We start from the raw sequence: 18,791 nt of genomic DNA on the forward strand, positions 1-18,791 counted from the left end.
TTGCCTCACTGACCGTATTTAGCCTTAGCCTTACGGCGGTAAGCGTGCAGCAGCGGCTCGGTATAGCCACAGGGCTGCTCACGGCCCTTAAAGATCAGGTCGCACGCTGCCTGGAAGGCCACGTTGCTCTCGAAATCATCCGACATCGGGATGTAACTCGAGTCGCCCTCGTTCTGACGGTCCACAACCTTCGCCATACGCTTGAGCGTCTCCATTACCTGCTCTTCAGTGCAGATACCGTGGTAAAGCCAGTTGCAAAGCAGCTGGGAGGCAATCCGGAGTGTCGCGCGGTCCTCCATCAGGCCTACATCGTTAATGTCCGGGACCTTGGAGCAACCCACACCCTGCTCGATCCAGCGCACCACATAGCCGAGAATTCCCTGGGCGTTGTTGTCCAACTCCTGCTTGATCTCGTCATGACTGAGCGCGGACGGATCCTTCATCAGCGGCACGGTCAGGATATTGTCCAGGCTGGCACGCTCACGCTTGCTGAGGTCCTCCTGAACTGCCATCACATTGACCTGCTGGTAATGGATGGCATGGAGAGTCGCCGCCGTCGGTGATGGCACCCAGGCGGTGTTAGCACCCGCCTTTGGGTGACTGATCTTGGCGTCCATCATCGCGGCCAGCTTGTCCGGCATGGGCCACATGCCCTTGCCGATCTGGGCACGACCCTTGAGGCCGGTTTCCAGACCGATGTCTACGTTCCAGTCTTCGTAACTGGTCATCCAGGGTGCCTGTTTCATTTCGCCCTTCCGGATAACGGGACCGGCCTCCATACTGGTGTGGATCTCATCCCCGGTGCGGTCAAGGAAGCCGGTGTTGATAAAGATGACCCGGTCCTTCGCCTGGCGGATGCACTCCTTGAGGTTGACCGTGGTACGGCGCTCCTCGTCCATCACGCCCACCTTCAGCGTGTTGCGCTTCATGCCGAGCGCGTCCTCGACACGACCGAAGAGCTCGTTGGTGAACGCAACTTCTTCTGGACCGTGCATCTTGGGCTTGACAATGTAAACACTGCCGGTGCGGCTGTTGCCCACACGATTGTTGCCCTTGATGTCATGGATAGCGATAAGGGAGGTAATCATGCCGTCCATGATGCCTTCGGGCACCTCATTGCCTTCTGAATCGAGAACGGCGTCGTTGGTCATCAGATGGCCGACGTTGCGCACGAGCATCAGGCTGCGACCATGCAGGCTCAGCGCTTTGCCCTGGGCATCCAGGTACTCACGATCGGAAGCCATGCTCCGGGTCACAGTCTTGCCGCCCTTGTCGAAGCTTTCCTCCAGATTGCCCTGCATCAGGCCCAGCCAGTTGCGATAAACGCCAGTTTTATCCTCGGCATCCACTGCCGCTACCGAGTCCTCGCAGTCCATGATGGTCGTCAGCGCGGACTCCATGGCCACGTCCTTCACGTGAGCTGCGTCATCCTTACCAATGGCATGACTCGCATCAACCTGAATCTCCATGTGTACGCCGTTACGCACGAGCAGTACGCCATCCGGCTGGCTTTCGCTGCCCTTGTAGCCCACGAACTGAGCCGGGTCCTTAAGGACCGCCTCACTGCCGTTGTTGAGTTTTACCTTCAACTGCGCGTTCTCAACACGGTAACCGGTAGCATCCGCGTGGCTGGCACTCTCAAGCGGGGCGGATTCGTCCAGAACCGCGCGGGCATAGGCGATGACCTTTGCGCCACGTACCGGGTTATAGCCCGGACCTTTGGTAGCACCGCCTTCCTCAGAGATGAGGTCGGAGCCATAGACGGCATCGTAGAGGCTGCCCCAGCGCGCATTGGCGGCGTTCAACGCAAAGCGTGCATTGGAGATGGGCACAACCAGCTGCGGACCGGCGACTTGGGCGATCTCTTTGTCCACATTCTCAGTCGTTGCAGTGAAATCCTCGCCCTCGGGCTTAAGGTAACCAATCTCCTTAAGGAAGGTCTTGTATTCGTTCAAGTCGATCGACTGGTCTTTGTTCTCGCGATACCAGTTGTCCAGCTTCTCCTGGAGTTCATCCCGAACTCTGAGAAGCTCGCGGTTACGCGGCGCCATGTCCACGACAATGCGGCCAAACTCGTTCCAGAATTGCTCAACGTCGACACCAGTTCCTGGAATGGCTTCGTTATTAACAAAGTCGTACAGGATTCGGGCGACCTGCAGGCCACCTGCATTCACGCGTTCTGTCATCTTTTTGCCTCAAGCTGCTGTTTTTAATAGGTTTAATGCATAAGATTGCCGGCCACAAACGGGTATGGCCGGCAGTCGCGGATCCAACGTGGCGATATTCTAAGCCAAACCCGCCGCGAAAGGACAGGCGCCCTACTCCCGGCGCCAAGTGGTGCCTTGCCGGCTGTCTTCCAGCACAATGCCTTGTTCAAGCAGTTCATCACGGATGCGATCAGCCTCCGCAAAGTCCTCTGCCTTCTTCGCCTGGGTACGCGCTTCGATCAGTGCCTCGATGCGCTCCGGCGCGATATCCCCGCCTCCCCCTTGGAGAAACTCGGACGGTGGCCGCTCCAACACGCCCAGCACACCACCAAGGCGCCTCAACACCCCAGCCAGCTGGGCGGCGTTCGCCTCATCGCCACTGCGCTGAGCCCGGTTCAGTTCGCCGGTCAACGCGTGCAGCTCAGCCGTGGCCTCAACCGTATTGAAATCGTCATCCATCGCATCGATAAAGCGCCGATCATACTCGGTCTCCGCCGGCTCCGGCTCCGCGTCGATGCCATCAAGTGCCTGATAGAACTTCATCAGTGCACTCTTGGCTTCCGCCAGGCTGTCCGGCGTATAGTCGATCTGGCTGCGGTAATGGCTGGCGATCAGGAAATAGCGCACTACTTCCGGGTCGTGCTCCTGGAGAATATCCCGGATAGTGAAGAAGTTACCCAGAGATTTTGACATCTTTTCGTGATTAACTCGCACGGCACCAGCGTGCATCCAGTAGTTCACAAAGGGTTGTTCGTGGGCGCATTCGGACTGGGCGACCTCGTTCTCATGGTGCGGGAACATCAGATCCGGGCCGCCGCCATGGATGTCGAAGGTGCGCCCCAGGTGCGAGCGGGACATGGCCGAGCACTCAATATGCCAGCCGGGCCGGCCTTCCCCCCAGGGCGAGGGCCAGGCTACCTCGCCAGGTTTTGCTGCCTTCCAGAGCACGAAATCCGCCGGACTGGCCTTGGCCTCCGCAATCTCCACCCGGGCGCCGGCGACCAGGTCTTCAAGCTTCTTGCGGCTGAGCTTGCCGTAGTCCTCAAAGGTGGAGACCGCGAAATAGACGTCGCCGTTATCGCCCTGATAGGCGTGGCCCTTTTCAACCAGTGTCTCGATCATGGCGATCATCTCATCGATGGTCTCGGTAGCCCTAGGTTCCTCGGTGGGGCGCAGCACGCCCAGTGCGCCCTCGTCCTCGTGCATAGCGGCAATCATGCGATCGGTCAGCGCGCGGAAGTCCTCGCCGTTCTCCCGCGCGCGATCCAGGATCTTGTCATCGATATCAGTGATATTGCGGACGTAGTGCACGTCATAACCGCGATGGCGCAGATAGCGGGTTACCACGTCGAACGCCACCAGCACCCGGGCATGCCCCAGATGGCAGTAGTCGTAGACCGTCATACCGCAGACGTAGATGCCGAGCTTGCCTTCCTTAATCGGCTGAAAGACTTCCTTCCGGCGGCTGAGAGTACTGTAGAGCTGGATCACTGGGTCTCCATCCTTTCCGGTCTCGATTTACTGGCCGCTTATCTTGGCCCATGAGTCACGCAGGGTGACGGTACGGTTCATCACGATCCGGTTTGCGCTGCTGGCTTCGGGATCGAAGAAGAAATAGCCCTCGCGCTCGAACTGGTAGGGAATGTCCGTAAGCGGTGAGGTCAGATTCGCCTCCCCCTTACAGCCGGTCATCACCGTCAGGTTCTCAGGGTTGAGATCCTCGACAAAATCCCGCTCCTTGTCAGTGCCCGGATTTTCCACCCCGAAAAGGCGGTCATAGAGGCGCAGCTCGAGATCCACGGCCGTCTCGGCGGATACCCAGTGGATCACGCCCTTGGGCTTATAGCCCTCGGGATTCACACCCAGTGTCTGCGGGTCGTACTCAGCATGGATCTCGGTGACATTACCATCATTATCAGTCACGAAGTCATTGCAGGTAATGACGTACCCGCCACGCAGGCGTACGGCGTTGCCCACCGAGAGCCGCTTCCACTTCTTATTGGGGGGCACTTCAACGAAATCCTCCGCGTCGATGTACATCTCACGCGTCCAGGTCACCTCCCGGGTGCCCATCGACTCATCCTGAGGATGCACCGCTGTGGTCAGGATCTCGGACTGGCCCTCCGGGTAGTTGGTCAGGATCAGCTTCACCGGTCTCAACACACACATGGCGCGCGGCGCGTTGCGGTTGAGGTCGTCACGGATGGCATGCTCAAGCATGCCCAGATCCACGGTGCCCCCCGTCTTGTTCACACCCACCATATCGCAGAAATGGCGGATAGACGCCGGGGTAAAACCACGCCGGCGCATGCCGGAGAGAGTGGGCATACGCGGGTCGTTCCAGGCATCCACGTAGCCTTCGTCCACCAGCCGCATCAGCTTCCGCTTGCTGGTGATGGTGTAGTTCACGTTGAGGCGTGCGAATTCGATCTGACGCGGGCGGCAGGGCGGCGTCACATGCGCCAGCACCCAGTCGTAGAGCGGCCGGTGATCCTCAAACTCCAGGGTGCAAAGGGAGTGCGTCACGCCCTCCTCGGCATCCGACAACGGGTGCGTGAAGTCATACATCGGGTAGATACACCACTTATCCCCGGACTGATGGTGAGTCAGGTACCGGATGCGGTACAGGATCGGGTCGCGCAGGTTCATGTTGGGTGACGCCATATCAATCCTGGCCCGAAGTACATGCTCTCCCTCGGCGAACTCGCCCGCGCGCATACGCCGGAACAGATCCAGGTTTTCCTCAACCGAACGCTCACGAAAGGGGCTGTCCGTGCCGGCCTCTTTCAGCGTTCCGCGATACTGCGCCGCCGTTTCCGGATCCAGGCTGCACACATAGGCGTAGCCGTTGCGGATCAGCTCTTCCGCGTAGTCGTAGAGCCGATCAAAGTAATCCGAGGCATAACGAACCGGACCCTGCCACTCATAACCAAGCCATTCCACGTCGCGCTGAATGGCCTCGATGTATTCCTGGCTTTCCTTCTCCGGGTTGGTGTCATCAAAACGCAGAGTGCAAGCACCGCCGAAATGCTCGGCCATGCCGAAATTCACCACGATCGACTTGGCGTGACCAATATGCAGGTACCCATTAGGTTCCGGTGGGAACCGCGTCACGACGTGATTGTGACGGCCTTCGGCAAGGTCGTCCTGAATGATGGTGCGGATGAAGTTGCTGGCCGGAGCTGATTCGGAACTCATGGATGCTGTGACACCGCCGGATTGAATGTAAGACCCATTATTATACCTGCTCACCACCACGATCTCATGCATGGCGGGGACGGATGCCTTATAATGCGGCCATTTGGACGCGAAAGGATATAATGTAATGGTCGTTCTGGAAACCAGCGAAGGCCGGATCCTGCTGGCTACTGACGCGGAGAACGCCCCCGTCACCACTGACAACTTCCTGTCTTACGTCGACTCAGGTTTCTACAACGGTCTTATATTCCACCGGGTCATCAGCAACTTCATGATTCAGACCGGCGGGTTCGGTCCGGACATGGAGCCTCGAAAACCCGGTGAGCCGATTCCCAATGAGGCGGCCAACGGCCTGAGCAACAAGCGGGGGACCCTGGCTATGGCCCGGACCATGAGCCCCCACACCGCCGCCTCCCAGTTCTTCATCAACGTGAATGACAATGGTTTTCTGGACCATACCGACAAAACCCAGGACGGCTGGGGGTACTGCGTCTTCGGTAATGTTGTCGAAGGCATGGACGTGGTTGATCGGATCCGCGCAATGCCCACAACCGCCCGCGCCGGGCACCGCGACGTGCCGGTTGAGGACGTTGTGGTCCATAACGCATACCGCATCGATCAAGGAGAGCAGGCATGACCACACGCTTCATTGCCGACCTGCATCTGGAAGAAGACCGCCCGGATATAACCAATGCTTTTCTGGCATTCCTGCCGGCCTACGCACACGGCATCGATGCGCTCTACATCCTGGGCGACTTTTTTGAAGCCTGGATCGGCGACGACGAACATACCCCCCTCCAGGAAACTATCGCCGAGGCCCTTCGGGCGGTAACCGCATCAGGCACAGCTCTCTACCTGATGCACGGCAACCGGGATTTTCTGATCGGCGAGGACTTCTGCCACCGTATTGGCGCGACACTGCTGGACGACCCCAGCGCGATTGACCTCTACGGAGAACCGACCCTTCTAATGCACGGTGACAGCCTGTGCACGGCCGACGTGGAGTATCAGAAGTTCCGGGCCGGTATGCGTGACCCACGCTGGCAGCAAGCCTTTCTGCAGCGACCTCTGACGGACCGCCAGACAGTAGCCCGACAGATGCGTGAGCTCAGTCAGGCGAAAAACCAGGGTAAGGAACAAACCATCATGGACGTGACCCCGGAAGAAGTGGTTAAGGTGATGGAAGAATGGGGAGTTCAGCGCCTGATCCATGGCCACACCCACCGTCCGGCGGTGCACGAGCTGATCGCCAGCGGCCAATCCGCCCGGCGCTATGTGACAGGGGACTGGCATGAACAGGCCTGGTACATTGAGGCGCGTCCTGGCGTCGAGCCGGCGCTGCTCAGCATCCCTTTCGGTCAGCTGACAGACTGATCATCGCCAATCCGGCAAACCACTGTGGAAGCGGAAGCTGTCATCCGGCGACTGGATGAGTTCCGCCTCCACTGCCAGCAGTGTTTCCACCCGCTCCTTCACCGCTTCACCTGCTGCTTTCTCGGCCAGCCTAAGATAATCCTGATAATGACGTGCCTCGGACTTGAGCAGTGAATCATAGAATTCCGCCAGTTCCTCATCCAGAAGAGGGGCCACCGCCGCGAAGCGCTCGCACGAACGAGCCTCGATGATGCCGCCTATGATCAAAGTATCGACGAGCCGACCGGGCTCTTCCTTGCGCGCATACTGATGCAGTCCCTGAGCATAACGGGCGGGCGTCAGATGGCAATACTGAATGCCGCGTTTCTGCAGGATCGACAGTACCTGCTCAAAATGGCGTAATTCTTCCCGCGCCAGCCGGGACATACGGTGCAGCAGGTCCGGGTCGTCCATATAACGGTACATCAGACCCAGCGCCGTTGAGGCAGCCTTCTTCTCGCAATGGGCATGATCAATCAGAAGCAGCTCCTGGTTCGCCAGTGCAGCGTCAATCCAAGCCTGTGGCGTAGCGCAGGGGAGAAAGTCATGAATCGGGGAAATATCAACCTGGGCCATGCAAGCACTCCGTAAAAAGCGCCAAGCATAGACCCCGGCTGATCACAGGTGCAAGCCGCCCCGGGGGGCGGCGGAAGGGTTAGCCGTTAACCTTGGCGAACTCGTCTGCGATTTCCTTTTCAGGCTCACCAGTCGCCATGGAGCCAATCACAACGGCAATAGCCGCAAACAGGAAACCCGGCACGATCTCGTACATATCAAAAAGACCACCGGAAAGCTGCTTCCAGACCACAACCGTGAGACCGCCAACAACCACACCCGCAAGGGCGCCCATCTTGTTCATTCTTGGCCAGTACAGTGACAGAAGGATGACCGGCCCGAATGCCGCGCCGAAGCCAGCCCATGCATAGGAAACCAAGTCAAGCACCATGGAACTGTCATCCAGAGCAATCACACCAGCCACAACGGCGATGACGATCACCGCCACGCGGCCAACACGTACCAGTTCAGCAGCATCCGCATCCGGTCGGAAAAAGCCCTTGTAGAAGTCCTCAGCCAAGGCGGAGGAGGACACCAGCAGCTGCGAGTCCGCGGTGCTCATGACGGCCGCGAGAATCGCTGCCAGCAGGACACCCGCAATAACCGGATGGAAAAGCGCATCCACCAGCATCATGAAAGCCTTTTCACGGTCATCCAGTCCTTCCGGACCGAAATAACCGACAGCAGCCAAGCCTACGAGAACAGAACCAACAAGAGTGATTGCAGTCCATGAAACAGCGACACGTCGTGCATAAGGCACAAGCGATTCATCACTGATCGCCTTGAAGCGGGCGAGCACGTGCGGCTGGCCGAAGTAACCAAGGCCCCATGCCAACGAGGAGATGATGGCAACAATTCCAAGCGTTTCCCCATTGGCATCCGAGAAAAGGGAAAGTGTGCCCTGGCCTTTCTCCAGCAGAGACGCTTCCATGCCGGACCAGCCACCGACTTCACCACTGTTGATGGCAAGAACCGGCACCAGCATAAGTGCCGCCAGCATCAGAAGGCCCTGCACCACGTCGGTCCAGGAAACCGCAAGAAAGCCCCCGAACAATGTATAGGAAACCACCGCCAGTGTTCCCACAATCACAGCCCACTGGTAGTCCAGTCCAAAGACCGTTTCGAACAGTTTACCCCCCGCAACCAGGCCGGAACTGGTATAGAACAGGAAGAACAGCAGGATGAAGAAGGCTGCCATAATCCGCAGCACACGCGTATCATCCCGGAACCGGTTCTCCAGAAAAGACGGGATGGTGAGCGAGTCCTTGGCCGCCTGGGAATAGTTCCGCAGCCGCCTGGCTACAAAAAGCCAGTTCAGATAGGTGCCAACCAGCAGCCCAATCGCGATCCAGCTCGCCCCAACGCCGTTGGCGTAGGCGGCACCAGGAAGGCCAAGCAGCAACCAGCCGCTCATATCAGAGGCCCCGGCACTCAGTGCCGAGGGGATGGGGCCCAGATTACGCCCGCCAAGGATATAATCGGACAGGTTCTGGGTTCGCATGTAAGCAATAACGCCCAGAGCCAGCATCAACGCAAGGTAGATGATAAAGGTCCAGGTTACCGCAACGGTATCTTCAATCATGATCCGGCTCCATCGGGGAACGCCCGTTTGTTGTTGTTTAACCTATTTCCTCGACACCCAGTGACAGGAGGGTCGCATTGCCACCCGCCGCCGTGGTGTTATTGGTCCTGACACGCTCCGTGGCGAAGCGCGGCAGGTAGTTCGGGCCACCCGCCTTGGGGCCAGTCCCGGACAGCCCGCGCCCGCCGAAAGGCTGGACGCCAACGACCGCACCAACCTGGTTACGGTTGATGTAGGTATTGCCGACTTTAACCCGCCGCTCAATGTAGGCTGCGGTGGATTCACTGCGGCTGTGAATGCCCAGCGTCAGGCCGTAACCTGAGCCGTTGATCTCGTCGATCACGGCGTCCAGTTCACGGGCATCATATCGGACCACATGCAGAATGGGCCCGAAGTATTCCCGGTCCAGGTCTTTCATGGCGTTGATCTCATAGGCCACCGGCGGCACGAAGTACCCTTTCTCTGCCTTATCGGGCAGTGGGGCCTCGCCCACGAGGCGATTACGTTCGCGCAGATCAGCAATATGACTCATCAGCTCATCATAGGCGTCGCGGTCGATCACCGGGCCCACATCCGTTTCCATCTGAATCGGATCACCCAGACGCAGGTCGCGCATAGCGCCCGCAAGGGTTTCCTCAACCACATCCGCCACATCTTCCTGCAGATACAGAACCCGCAGTGCCGAGCAGCGCTGACCAGCGCTGCCGAAGGCGGACATGATCACATCCTTGACCACCTGTTCCGGAAGCGCGCTGCTGTCCACGATCATGGCATTCTGGCCCCCGGTCTCCGCGATCAACGGAACGATGGGCCCTTCACGGGCGGCCAGAGCGCGGCTGATATGGCGCGCAACGCCGGTTGAACCGGTAAAGGTCACGCCCGCGAGCCGCTGATCCGGCAGCACCTGATCACCGATACCAGCGCCGTCACCGGGGAGATACTGGATTACCCCGGGCGGGAAGCCGGCTTCAAACATCAACTCCACCGCGCGGAAGCCGATCAGGCTGGTCTGTTCAGCGGGCTTAGCTAGAACAGTATTGCCGGCAGCAAGAGCCGCCATAACCTGCCCGGTAAAGATCGCCACCGGGAAGTTCCATGGGCTGATGCACAGGAACACACCGCGACCTTCAAGATAGTATTCATTGGACTCACCCGTCGGTCCCGGCATCTCCATAGGCTCAGCGAACTGTCGCCGTGCCTGCATGGCGTAATAGCGGCAGAAATCAACCGCCTCACGCACTTCGGCGATGCCGTCCAGCAGGGACTTACCTGCTTCGCGACTGCACAGCGCAATCAGCTCGTGCTCATTGGCCTCCAACCGATCCGCAAAAGCTTCCAGGCACTTTGCCCGCTCCTCAGCTGGCGTGCGGTTCCACGGCTCAAAGGCTTCATGAGCCGAACGCATGGCCGTCTCGACAATATCCTGACGGCTCCAGCTGATTTCTCCTGCTACGCGATCCCGGTCGTGCGGATTGGTGATCCGTGTCTTTGACTCGGATTGACACCGCTCGCCATTCACAATGGGTGCAGCCTTCCAGTGATGCTCCGCCCAGCGCTCAATGCCTTGCTGGAAGGGCCTGAGTTCCGAAAGCACCGCCAGATTATGGCCACGGGAGTTGCGCCGCTGCGCGCCATAGATCTCCGGCGGGCGGGGAATCCGAAGATCCGTCAGACTGCTGTAGGCGCGCAGGGCGTCCGCCGGATGGCCAGTCAGGTCTTCAATAGGCGTTTCCGCATCCACCAGCCGATGCACAAAGGATGAGTTGGCGCCATTTTCCAACAGCCGGCGTACCAGGTAAGGCAGCAGATCCTTGTGGGCCCCGACGGGCGCGTAGATCCGCACCGGAACCTGCGGCACCTCGCCAAGAACCACTGCATAAAGCGCATCGCCCATGCCATGCAGGCGCTGGAACTCGTATTCCGCGCCGTTCTCCTCCGCCATGTTCAGAACTGACGCTACAGTGTGCGCATTGTGACTGGCGAACTGCGGGAAAATGTAGCCCTGGGCGTAGTCACTGAGCAGGAACCGGGCACAGGCCAGATAACAGACATCGGTGCCCTCCTTGCGCGTGTACACCGGATAGCCCTCAACCCCCATCATCTGGGCATGCTTGATTTCTGTGTCCCAATAGGCGCCCTTGACCAGGCGCACCGGAATACGGTCTCCCTGCTTGCGCGCCAGCGCCGCGACCCAGCACAGCACGGGCAGTGCCGGCTTGGAGTAGGCCTGAACTGCAAGGCCCAGTTCACCCCATCCTCTGGCGGCATCGGATTCATAGACGGCCCGGAAGATCTCGAGTGACAGCTCGAGCCGGTCCATTTCCTCCGCGTCCACAGTCAGCGGCACCTGCTTCTCGCGGGCAAAGGTCACAAGGCGACTCAACCGGCGGACAAGTTCGGTCTTTGCCCGATCTTCCTGAGCCCGCTCGTAACGCGGATACAGAGCGGAGAGTTTGATGGAAACCGAAGGCACCGGGCGCTCACCACGGGGATAGCGATCGTTGCCAACCGCTTCAATGGCCGTCCAGTAGTCATTGAAGTAACGTGAGGAGTCGGACTCATTGAGCGCAGCTTCGCCCAGCATATCGAACGAATAGCTATACCCCTGATCGCGGTACTGACGCCCTTCCTGAAGGGCCTCATCGATATCACGCCCGAGCACAAACTGGCGTCCCATAATCGCCATGGCCTGATACATGGCCTTGCGGATCACCGGCTCACCACAGCGGTTAACCAGCTTGTGCCAGATGGATTTGGGATGACCGTCGAGGCCCGGGTCCATTTTTACAACCCGACCGGTCATCAGCATGCCCCAGGTGGATGCGTTGACCATGACAGATTCGCTGCGTCCCAGGTGCCTGCGCCAATCAGCATCGCCCATCTTGTCGCGGATCAGTTCATCCGCGGTATGGGCGTCAGGAATCCGGATCAGCGCTTCGGCCAGGCACATCAGCAGAATGCCCTCTTCGGTGTCCAGGCTGTATTCCTGCAGAAGCGCATCCACCATGTGTACGGAATCATCCTGCTCACGTACCTTGCGAATCAGGCCAGTTGCGCGGTCCGCAATCGCCTGACGCTCACGCTCGTCGGGTTGCGCGAGCGCAAGAAGTGACTCAAGGTAGGCAGTTTCGTCGGTATAGTGGTTGTCGACGATACCCTGCCAGAGAAAATCAGTATCATCGCGTGGAAAAGACGGGTCTAGAACCCGGCTGGCATCAAACATAGCCTTCGGTCTCCAGTGATCCTGGGCGTGGTGGTGCTCTGCACGTGTATTCACCGTTATATTAAAGCAGAGCCTGTAAAATCCCGCTAACAATCATCGCAGGTACTGCCACTCCCTGTGGAGTTCTCCCATCGTCCGCCGAACGCCAGCAGCGACCTCCTCCACTGATCCCGCCGCATCAATACGCCGGTAATGGTTGGTGGGGTCTGCAGCGCGCGCCTCATAAACCTGACGCACGTTTTCAAAGAACCGGATCCGTTCGTACTCAAAGCGATCCGGTCCCCCGCCACGCCCGGCAATCCGGGCCATTCCGGTTGCCACCGGCGCATCGAGCCAGAGCACGGCATCCGGGCGCAGGCTTTCTCCCTGCACCAGGGACTCGAGCTGCGTGACCGACACTGCGTCCAGACCCCGCCCACCTGCCTGGTAGGCATAGGTGGCATCCGTGAAACGGTCACAGAGCACCCACTCTCCGGCCTCCAGAGAAGGTCGGATGAGGCGTGCCAGATGCTGCGCCCGGGCAGCGAACATCAGCAGAAGCTCGCAGGTGGGATCAACCACCTCCTCCCGCGACCGCAGCAGCAGCTCACGGATTTCTTCCGCCATGGGCGTCCCTCCAGGCTCCCGGGTCACCCGGTGCGCTACGCCCTGTTCCGTCAGCCAGTCACTGGCACTGGCAATGGCTGTGGATTTCCCGACACCCTCAGTGCCCTCAAAAGTAACGAACAGCCCCTGTTTCATCACTCCGCTCCGTCGTCCGGTGCCGGAAAAGACCGATAATCGGCGTCACGATTCAGCTGATACTCGCGCACTGCCTTATTGTGGGCCTCAAGGGTTTCAGAAAACGCATGCGAACCATCCCCTTTCGCCACAAAATAGAGCGCATCGCCGTCGGCCGGATTCACGGCAGCCCGTAACGACGCCTCACCCGGCATCCCAATGGGCGTGGGCGGTAAGCCATCGATCCGATAGGTGTTGTAAGGTGTGTACTGTCGCAAATCAGAGCGACCGATACGGCCCTTGTACGCTTCCCCCATACCATAAATGACGGTGGGATCAGTCTGCAGGCGCATGCCCTGTTGCAAGCGCCGGATAAAAACGCCAGCAACGCGGGGTTTCTCATCAGCGAGAGGGGTTTCCCGCTCCACAATGGAAGCAAGAATCAACGCTTCATAAGGGCTTTCCAGTGGCAGGTCATCCCTGCGCTGCTGCCAGAGAGCGGACAGAACCTGTTGCATCCGGTCATGGGCCCTAGCGAGAACATCCAGATTCGAATCGCCATGCTTGTATTCGTATACCGCCGGAAAAAACCAGCCTTCGGGATGCATGTCGGGTTCTTCAAGGCGTGCCATCACAGCCTCACCACCCATTCCCTGCAACTCATTGTCCAGTGGCTCGGCATCAGCCAGGCGTGCGCGGACACGCTCGAAGGTCCAACCTTCCGGAATACGCACTGTCCAGGTCTGAGTATCCCCAGATGCCACCCGCCGGACAAAGGCCATTGGTGACATACCATCATCCATCCGATAGACCCCGGACTGGAGGCCGGCAAGACTGGGCTCCAGCTTTGCCCGCACTCGGAGCCAGAAAGCGCTCGGCAGATACCCGCGATTTTCCAGTTCACGCGCCAGCCCCTGAAGCGTAGTGCCGCGTTCGATCTCCATGGTGAGTGGCCCGTCGAGCTGCAGAGGCTCCTCCATCCTTTCAAACTGCCACTGCACGAACCGCCAGCCAGCAATAGTCGTCACAGCTAACAGCAGCACCACAAAACCAACAGACCGCTTACCCGGCAGCATCACTCGAACCCAAACTCTCTATTCACACTTTCAACCAGCTGGCGCGCTTCATTCGTCAACGCCAGTACCCGTCCGTCACACTCACGGACGGGCACCAGGCCCATGACGCTGTTACCCAACAACAGACCATGCTTCCAGAGATCCGACCATGTCAGCCCCCGCTCTTCAACGGTCAGTCCCATGCGGTCCAGGTTGGCGACGAGCCAGTCCCGCAGCACTCCGGCAACAGCCAACTGGTCGCGAGGAGGCGTAACCAGGGTCTGACCCATCACAGAGAACAGACAGCTGCGGGTTCCCTCAATCCAACCCGACTGTTCATCCACCGCCATAAGGCCTTCAAACTCATCGGCGGCAAGCTCGGCACTCGCAAGCACCTGGTCCAGACGCGCGAGCGTCTTGTATCCCTGGGCTGGCGCCCCAGCGGCTAACGTCTGCCGGCAGAGCCGGATTCGGGCCCCTTCACGCGGCACCTCCGGCACCGGGGCAACAGAAGTAATCACCCTCGGCGAAACGACCTCGGGAGGCCGATACCCGCGACCGCCCGAGCCACCGGTGACGGTGACCTTGAGCACGGCTGGTGTCTCAGGTGCAAGCAGCCCGTCCGCGGATGCCTGTCGCCACCAGGCTTCTGCCTCTCTTGAGCCAAATGGAATCCCAAGCACCCGGCACCCGGCAATAAGCCGATCGAGGTGTGCCTCCAGCAGTGCCGGGCCGGCCGGCGTCACCCTGAGGGTTTCGAAAACACCCTGGCCATAGGCCAACCCACGGTCATCCCCCGCGATGGCCAGGCTGTCTCCCGGCCAGATCCACTCGGGCATCAGCTGCACTCCCGCTTCAGGAACCAGTGACAATCAAAAAAGCCGCCCTTACTAAGGGCGGCTTCGGTACTGATCGAACCGCGTTCGTCCGTTCAGCTGTGGGACTCGATATAGTCTACCGCGTCCTTGACCGTGGTCAGCTTTTCAGCCTCTTCGTCCGGGATTTCGGTCTCGAACTCTTCTTCCAGCGCCATGACCAGCTCAACCGTATCAAGGGAGTCGGCGCCCAGGTCTTCTACAAAAGAGGAAGTGCTCTGTACTTCTGACTCCTTGACCCCCAGCTGTTCACAGACGATCTTCTTAACGCGTTCTTCAACTGTACTCATAATGTCCTCATTGTGTACCTAACCAGCAATGCTGGCGTGCCAGTTTAGTTGGTTGCCCCGGGCCGAACAAGCAGCCCGGAAGCGGCTGACCGGAAGTCGTGACCCGCCCCAGGACAGGCACGCCTTCCTTCAGTTCATATACATGCCGCCATTGACATGTATAGTTTCACCATTGACATAACCCGCCCCTGAAGAGGCGAGAAACAAGGCCACCTCGGCCACTTCACTTGCCTCACCGAGCCGACCTGCCGGGATAGCCGAAAGCATGGCATCACGCTGGCTTTCGTCAAGCTCCCGAGTCATGTCTGTTTCAATAAAACCGGGTGCAATGGCGTTGACGGTTATGCCGCGGCTGCCGACCTCTTTGGCCAGAGATCGGGTTATACCCTCGATACCCGCTTTGCTGGCGGCATAATTCATCTGACCCGCATTGCCCATGCGGGCAACCACTGAGCTCAGATTGATGATACGTCCGGTACGCGCCTTCATCATGCCCTTAAGAACGGCCTGACTGGTGCGATAGACCGCTGAAAGATTGGTATTGACCACCTCATCCCAGTCTTCCGGCTTCATACGCATTGCAAGGCCGTCACGAGTAACCCCGGCATTATTCACCAACACCGTTGGTGAGCCGAAGCTGTGTGTTACCGCCTTAATGCCCGCCGTAACACTCTCTGCATCAGCCACATTCATGACGATACCGTCCCCCTGCCAACCCTGATCACTGATCCGGCTGGCAATGGCAGAGGCACCGGATTCCGACGTGGCCGTCCCGACCACGATCGCGCCGGCACCGGCAAAGCATTCCAGAATCGCGCTGCCAATACCTCGACTGGCGCCGGTTACCAGAACCACCTGTCCTTCCAGCATCCTCTTCTCCAATTGCAGGTCGTTTTCAGGCGCTTTCGCGAACTGCTTCCAGCGCCTTGCCCATCTGTTCAGGGGTATCAGTCGGATGACACCCAATATTCCGGTCAATACGCCGAATCAACCCGGAAAGGACCCGGCCCGGCCCGCACTCGGTCATGACGCTAACACCCTGCTCCGCCATGAAACGCACGGACTCACTCCAGCGCACCGGCGATATCAACTGCCAGTACAGATTGTCGCGAATGGTACCGGCATCAGTCACGGCGCCAGCGGATACGTTCTGTACCACTGGAATGGCAGCATCCTGAACACTGACACCCGCCAGCGCGCCGGCCATACGATCAGCCGCAGGCTGCATCAGGGTACAGTGAGACGGCACGCTGACATCGAGAGGCGTGACTTTCTTCGCGCCTTCCTCGCGCGCCCGTTCAATCACTGAATTGACCGCATTCAGCGACCCGGCAATCACCACTTGCCCCGGCGCGTTGAAATTCACTGCCTCAACCACACCCTCGGCGACATGCTCCTGACAGAGGCTTATAACGGCCTCACCATCCATTCCGATAATGGCCGCCATGCGACCTTCTCCCTGCGGCACGGCGTGACGCATGGCATCGCCACGGATGCCCACAAGCTCCACGGCGTCCGCAAAATCCAGACAGCCGGCTGCCACCAGTGCGGAATATTCACCGAGGCTGTGGCCCGCGAGATAATCCGGTACGGGGCCGCCAAGTTCTCGCCATACCCGCCAGAGTGCCACGCTGGCAGTCAGAAGTGCAGGCTGTGTGATATCCGTTCGGTTCAACTCCTCCGCCGGGCCTTCGCGGCAGAGCGCGGCCAGGTCATAACCCAGCACATCGGACGCCTGTTCAAAGGTCTGCCCGACCAGCGGCCACTCGGCGGCCGCTTCATCCAGCATCCCTACCGACTGGGATCCCTGACCGGGAAACACCAATGCTGTCGTCATCTGTCTGTCCTGTTGTGTTCTAGAATTCAACCTGTTCCAGCAATTCGCCAAGCCTGCGTGGCAATTCGTGCTCAGTTTCACGGGCTGCCTGCTCGATCGCGGCAACCAGCCCGGTCACGTCCGCATTACCGTGGCTTTTGATCACCACACCGCGCAGGCCGATAAAACTCGCGCCATTATGCCGCGCAGGATCGAGGCGCCGCTTGATCCTGCGTAACACCGGTGCGGCTAGGAGCGCGACGAGCCGTGAATACCAGCCATAGCGGAAGGTACGACGTATCAGATCGCCTATAAGCTCCGCTACGCCTTCGCCCGTTTTCAGAGCTACATTACCCACAAAACCATCGCATACGACCACATCCGCCACGCCACGAAAAAGATCGCTGCCCTCAATATAGCCGATGTAACCAGACTCCTCCCGTACCTGCAGCATGTGGCCCGCGAGACGCACCTGTTCATTGCCCTTGACGGCTTCCTGGCCCACATTGAGCAGTGCGACACGGGGATTCCAGATACCATCAACGGCCTGGGCCATGAGACGTCCTATCAGTGCGAACTGCACGAGATGCTCAGAGCTGGTATCGACATTAGCGCCAAGGTCCAGAACATAGCAGCAGTGCTCGTCATGGAAGGGGATGCGCTTGATGATGGCTGGTCGCTCAATACCGGGCCAAGTCTCGAGGGTACTACGGCCGAGGGCCATGAGCGCACCAGTATTGCCGGCGCTGACACAGGCGTCGGCATCACCACTGCGAACCAGGGATAGGGCCTGGGCCATGGAGGACTGCTGACGGTACCGCAGCGCATGGGAAGGGCGGTCCTCCATGGTAACCACGTCCGGCGCATCATGGATCTCGATGCGTTCATGGCCTGCAGACAAAAAGGCCTCAAGCGCTGTGCGTCTGCCGAGCAGCACAACCCTCAAGGCCCTGTTATTCGAGACTGCAACTTCCGCGGCGCGGACCACCGGCTCACAGCCGCGGTCGCCACTCATGGCATCAACGGCGATGGTGGTCACGGCCGCCACCGGTCACTCAGTCTTCGGGTGTTTCGATCACCTTCTTGCCCCGGTAGAAACCGTCGGGCGAGATGTGATGCCGGCGATGCACTTCCCCGGTGGTCGGATCCATCGAGATAGCGGGCTTGCGGAGCCCGTCGTGGGAGCGACGCATACCGCGCCGTGAACGGGTCTTGCGGTTCTTTTGAACGGCCATAGCAGATTACTCCTGGAGTCTTACTTTTCTCTTGAATTACGAGTCCGTTCCGCCCTGATCCTTGCCTCCACTGCCAAGGCCGGCCAAAACACGGAACGGATTGTCGGTATCGTGCTCGCGCGCCTGAGCGACGGCGTCGTCGGCATCCCGGTTGATGCGCTCCAGCGTGGCGGATGCGCTGCAGCCTGACTCCTCATGAACCGGATCATCCGGCAGGCACATGATGAGTTCATCCTCCAGAACCTCACGGATCGGCAGTTCCCGTTTCCCCGATACCATGGGCTCAAGGCTCGCTGGCAGCTGATCCGCCATGGCCTCTGAATCGACCACGCCCACCTGGAAGTTTGACTCCACGGGAAGCCGCATTGCCTCAAGGCACCGCTGGCACTGAACTACCAGCTCCGCCCGGATCCAGCCTTCGATGACGCGACGCCGCTCGTCATCAAAATAGAACGCCAGCCTGACCATCGCCTCACCATCATTTTCGATGACAAGCGGTTCGAGCCGGTTCATACCGGCAAGGGCCAGACCACCCTCTCGCACAGACCCCTGTTCGAATGGCTTCAGCGCATCAATAGACAGAGGTATTTCCGGGTTCGACATAAGGCCGCGATTCTAGGGT

17 protein-coding genes are annotated in these 18,791 nt (G+C 59.3%); 2 read left to right on the plus strand and 15 right to left on the minus strand.

What is annotated here, in order from left to right; genetic code table 11:
• Positions 1-5: 5 nt before the first annotated feature.
• The 3 genes from AAF659_RS05365 to AAF659_RS05375 form a co-directional block, all read right to left on the minus strand.
• Entirely contained in the window at positions 6-2,186 is a 2,181-nt protein-coding gene (locus tag AAF659_RS05365) for a malate synthase G (RefSeq protein WP_349750653.1), read from the minus strand.
• A gap of 132 nt (positions 2,187-2,318) precedes the next feature.
• Positions 2,319-3,695 (minus strand): cysteine--tRNA ligase, encoded by a 1,377-nt coding sequence (cysS, locus tag AAF659_RS05370; protein WP_349750755.1) that lies wholly within the window; start codon positions 3,693-3,695, stop codon positions 2,319-2,321.
• A 30-nt stretch (positions 3,696-3,725) separates the two neighbouring features.
• Positions 3,726-5,405 carry a glutamine--tRNA ligase/YqeY domain fusion protein gene (locus AAF659_RS05375; RefSeq protein ID WP_349750654.1) on the minus strand — a complete coding sequence of 560 codons (1,680 nt, stop codon included), beginning with the start codon at positions 5,403-5,405 and terminating at the stop codon, positions 3,726-3,728.
• Between the two features lie 127 nt (positions 5,406-5,532).
• Between AAF659_RS05375 and AAF659_RS05380 the strand changes: the two genes are divergently transcribed.
• Complete coding sequence (locus AAF659_RS05380; RefSeq protein WP_349750655.1) at positions 5,533-6,042, plus strand: peptidylprolyl isomerase; 510 nt, start codon at positions 5,533-5,535, stop codon at positions 6,040-6,042.
• Positions 6,039-6,779: a UDP-2,3-diacylglucosamine diphosphatase gene (locus AAF659_RS05385; protein ID WP_349750656.1), complete on the plus strand. Its 741-nt coding sequence runs from the start codon at positions 6,039-6,041 to the stop codon at positions 6,777-6,779. Before AAF659_RS05380 ends, AAF659_RS05385 begins: the two co-directional genes overlap by 4 nt.
• Here AAF659_RS05385 and AAF659_RS05390 read toward each other — a convergent pair whose 3' ends face one another.
• From AAF659_RS05390 to AAF659_RS05445, 12 genes are all read right to left on the minus strand, one after another.
• A complete protein-coding gene (locus tag AAF659_RS05390) occupies positions 6,780-7,394 on the minus strand; it encodes a MiaE family protein (RefSeq protein WP_349750657.1) in 615 nt (204 codons plus the stop codon). It abuts the gene before it with no gap.
• Positions 7,395-7,473: 79 nt separating this feature from the next.
• Positions 7,474-8,955, minus strand: coding sequence for a sodium/proline symporter PutP (putP, locus tag AAF659_RS05395; protein WP_349750658.1), 1,482 nt, complete (start codon positions 8,953-8,955; stop codon positions 7,474-7,476).
• Positions 8,956-8,992: 37 nt separating this feature from the next.
• Positions 8,993-12,178 (minus strand): bifunctional proline dehydrogenase/L-glutamate gamma-semialdehyde dehydrogenase PutA, encoded by a 3,186-nt coding sequence (gene putA, locus AAF659_RS05400; protein WP_349750659.1) that lies wholly within the window; start codon positions 12,176-12,178, stop codon positions 8,993-8,995.
• A gap of 93 nt (positions 12,179-12,271) precedes the next feature.
• Entirely contained in the window at positions 12,272-12,919 is a 648-nt protein-coding gene (gene tmk, locus AAF659_RS05405; RefSeq protein WP_349750660.1) for a dTMP kinase, read from the minus strand.
• The gene (gene mltG / locus AAF659_RS05410; protein WP_349750756.1) at positions 12,919-13,974 is read right to left on the minus strand and encodes an endolytic transglycosylase MltG; all 1,056 of its coding nucleotides are present in this window, start codon (positions 13,972-13,974) and stop codon (positions 12,919-12,921) included. Before mltG ends, tmk begins: the two co-directional genes overlap by 1 nt.
• Positions 13,974-14,792: an aminotransferase class IV gene (locus AAF659_RS05415; protein ID WP_349750661.1), complete on the minus strand. Its 819-nt coding sequence runs from the start codon at positions 14,790-14,792 to the stop codon at positions 13,974-13,976. The genes mltG and AAF659_RS05415 overlap by 1 nt, the downstream gene beginning before the upstream one ends.
• Before the next feature lie 92 nt (positions 14,793-14,884).
• The gene (gene acpP, locus AAF659_RS05420; protein ID WP_349750662.1) at positions 14,885-15,118 is read right to left on the minus strand and encodes an acyl carrier protein; all 234 of its coding nucleotides are present in this window, start codon (positions 15,116-15,118) and stop codon (positions 14,885-14,887) included.
• Positions 15,119-15,247: 129 nt separating this feature from the next.
• Positions 15,248-15,988, minus strand: coding sequence for a 3-oxoacyl-ACP reductase FabG (fabG, locus tag AAF659_RS05425; protein ID WP_349750663.1), 741 nt, complete (start codon positions 15,986-15,988; stop codon positions 15,248-15,250).
• A gap of 25 nt (positions 15,989-16,013) precedes the next feature.
• Entirely contained in the window at positions 16,014-16,955 is a 942-nt protein-coding gene (fabD, locus tag AAF659_RS05430; RefSeq protein WP_349750664.1) for an ACP S-malonyltransferase, read from the minus strand.
• Positions 16,956-16,974: 19 nt separating this feature from the next.
• Positions 16,975-17,982, minus strand: a complete 1,008-nt coding sequence (gene plsX / locus AAF659_RS05435; RefSeq protein ID WP_349750665.1) for a phosphate acyltransferase PlsX — start codon at positions 17,980-17,982, stop codon at positions 16,975-16,977.
• A gap of 7 nt (positions 17,983-17,989) precedes the next feature.
• Entirely contained in the window at positions 17,990-18,169 is a 180-nt protein-coding gene (gene rpmF, locus AAF659_RS05440; RefSeq protein WP_349750666.1) for a 50S ribosomal protein L32, read from the minus strand.
• 36 nt (positions 18,170-18,205) lie between these two features.
• The gene (locus tag AAF659_RS05445) at positions 18,206-18,772 is read right to left on the minus strand and encodes a YceD family protein (RefSeq protein ID WP_349750667.1); all 567 of its coding nucleotides are present in this window, start codon (positions 18,770-18,772) and stop codon (positions 18,206-18,208) included.
• Positions 18,773-18,791 lie beyond the last annotated feature (19 nt).

It is taken from the genome of Salicola sp. Rm-C-2C1-2 (genome assembly GCF_040196175.1).
In the GTDB taxonomy this organism is placed as follows: domain Bacteria; phylum Pseudomonadota; class Gammaproteobacteria; order Pseudomonadales; family Oleiphilaceae; genus Halospina.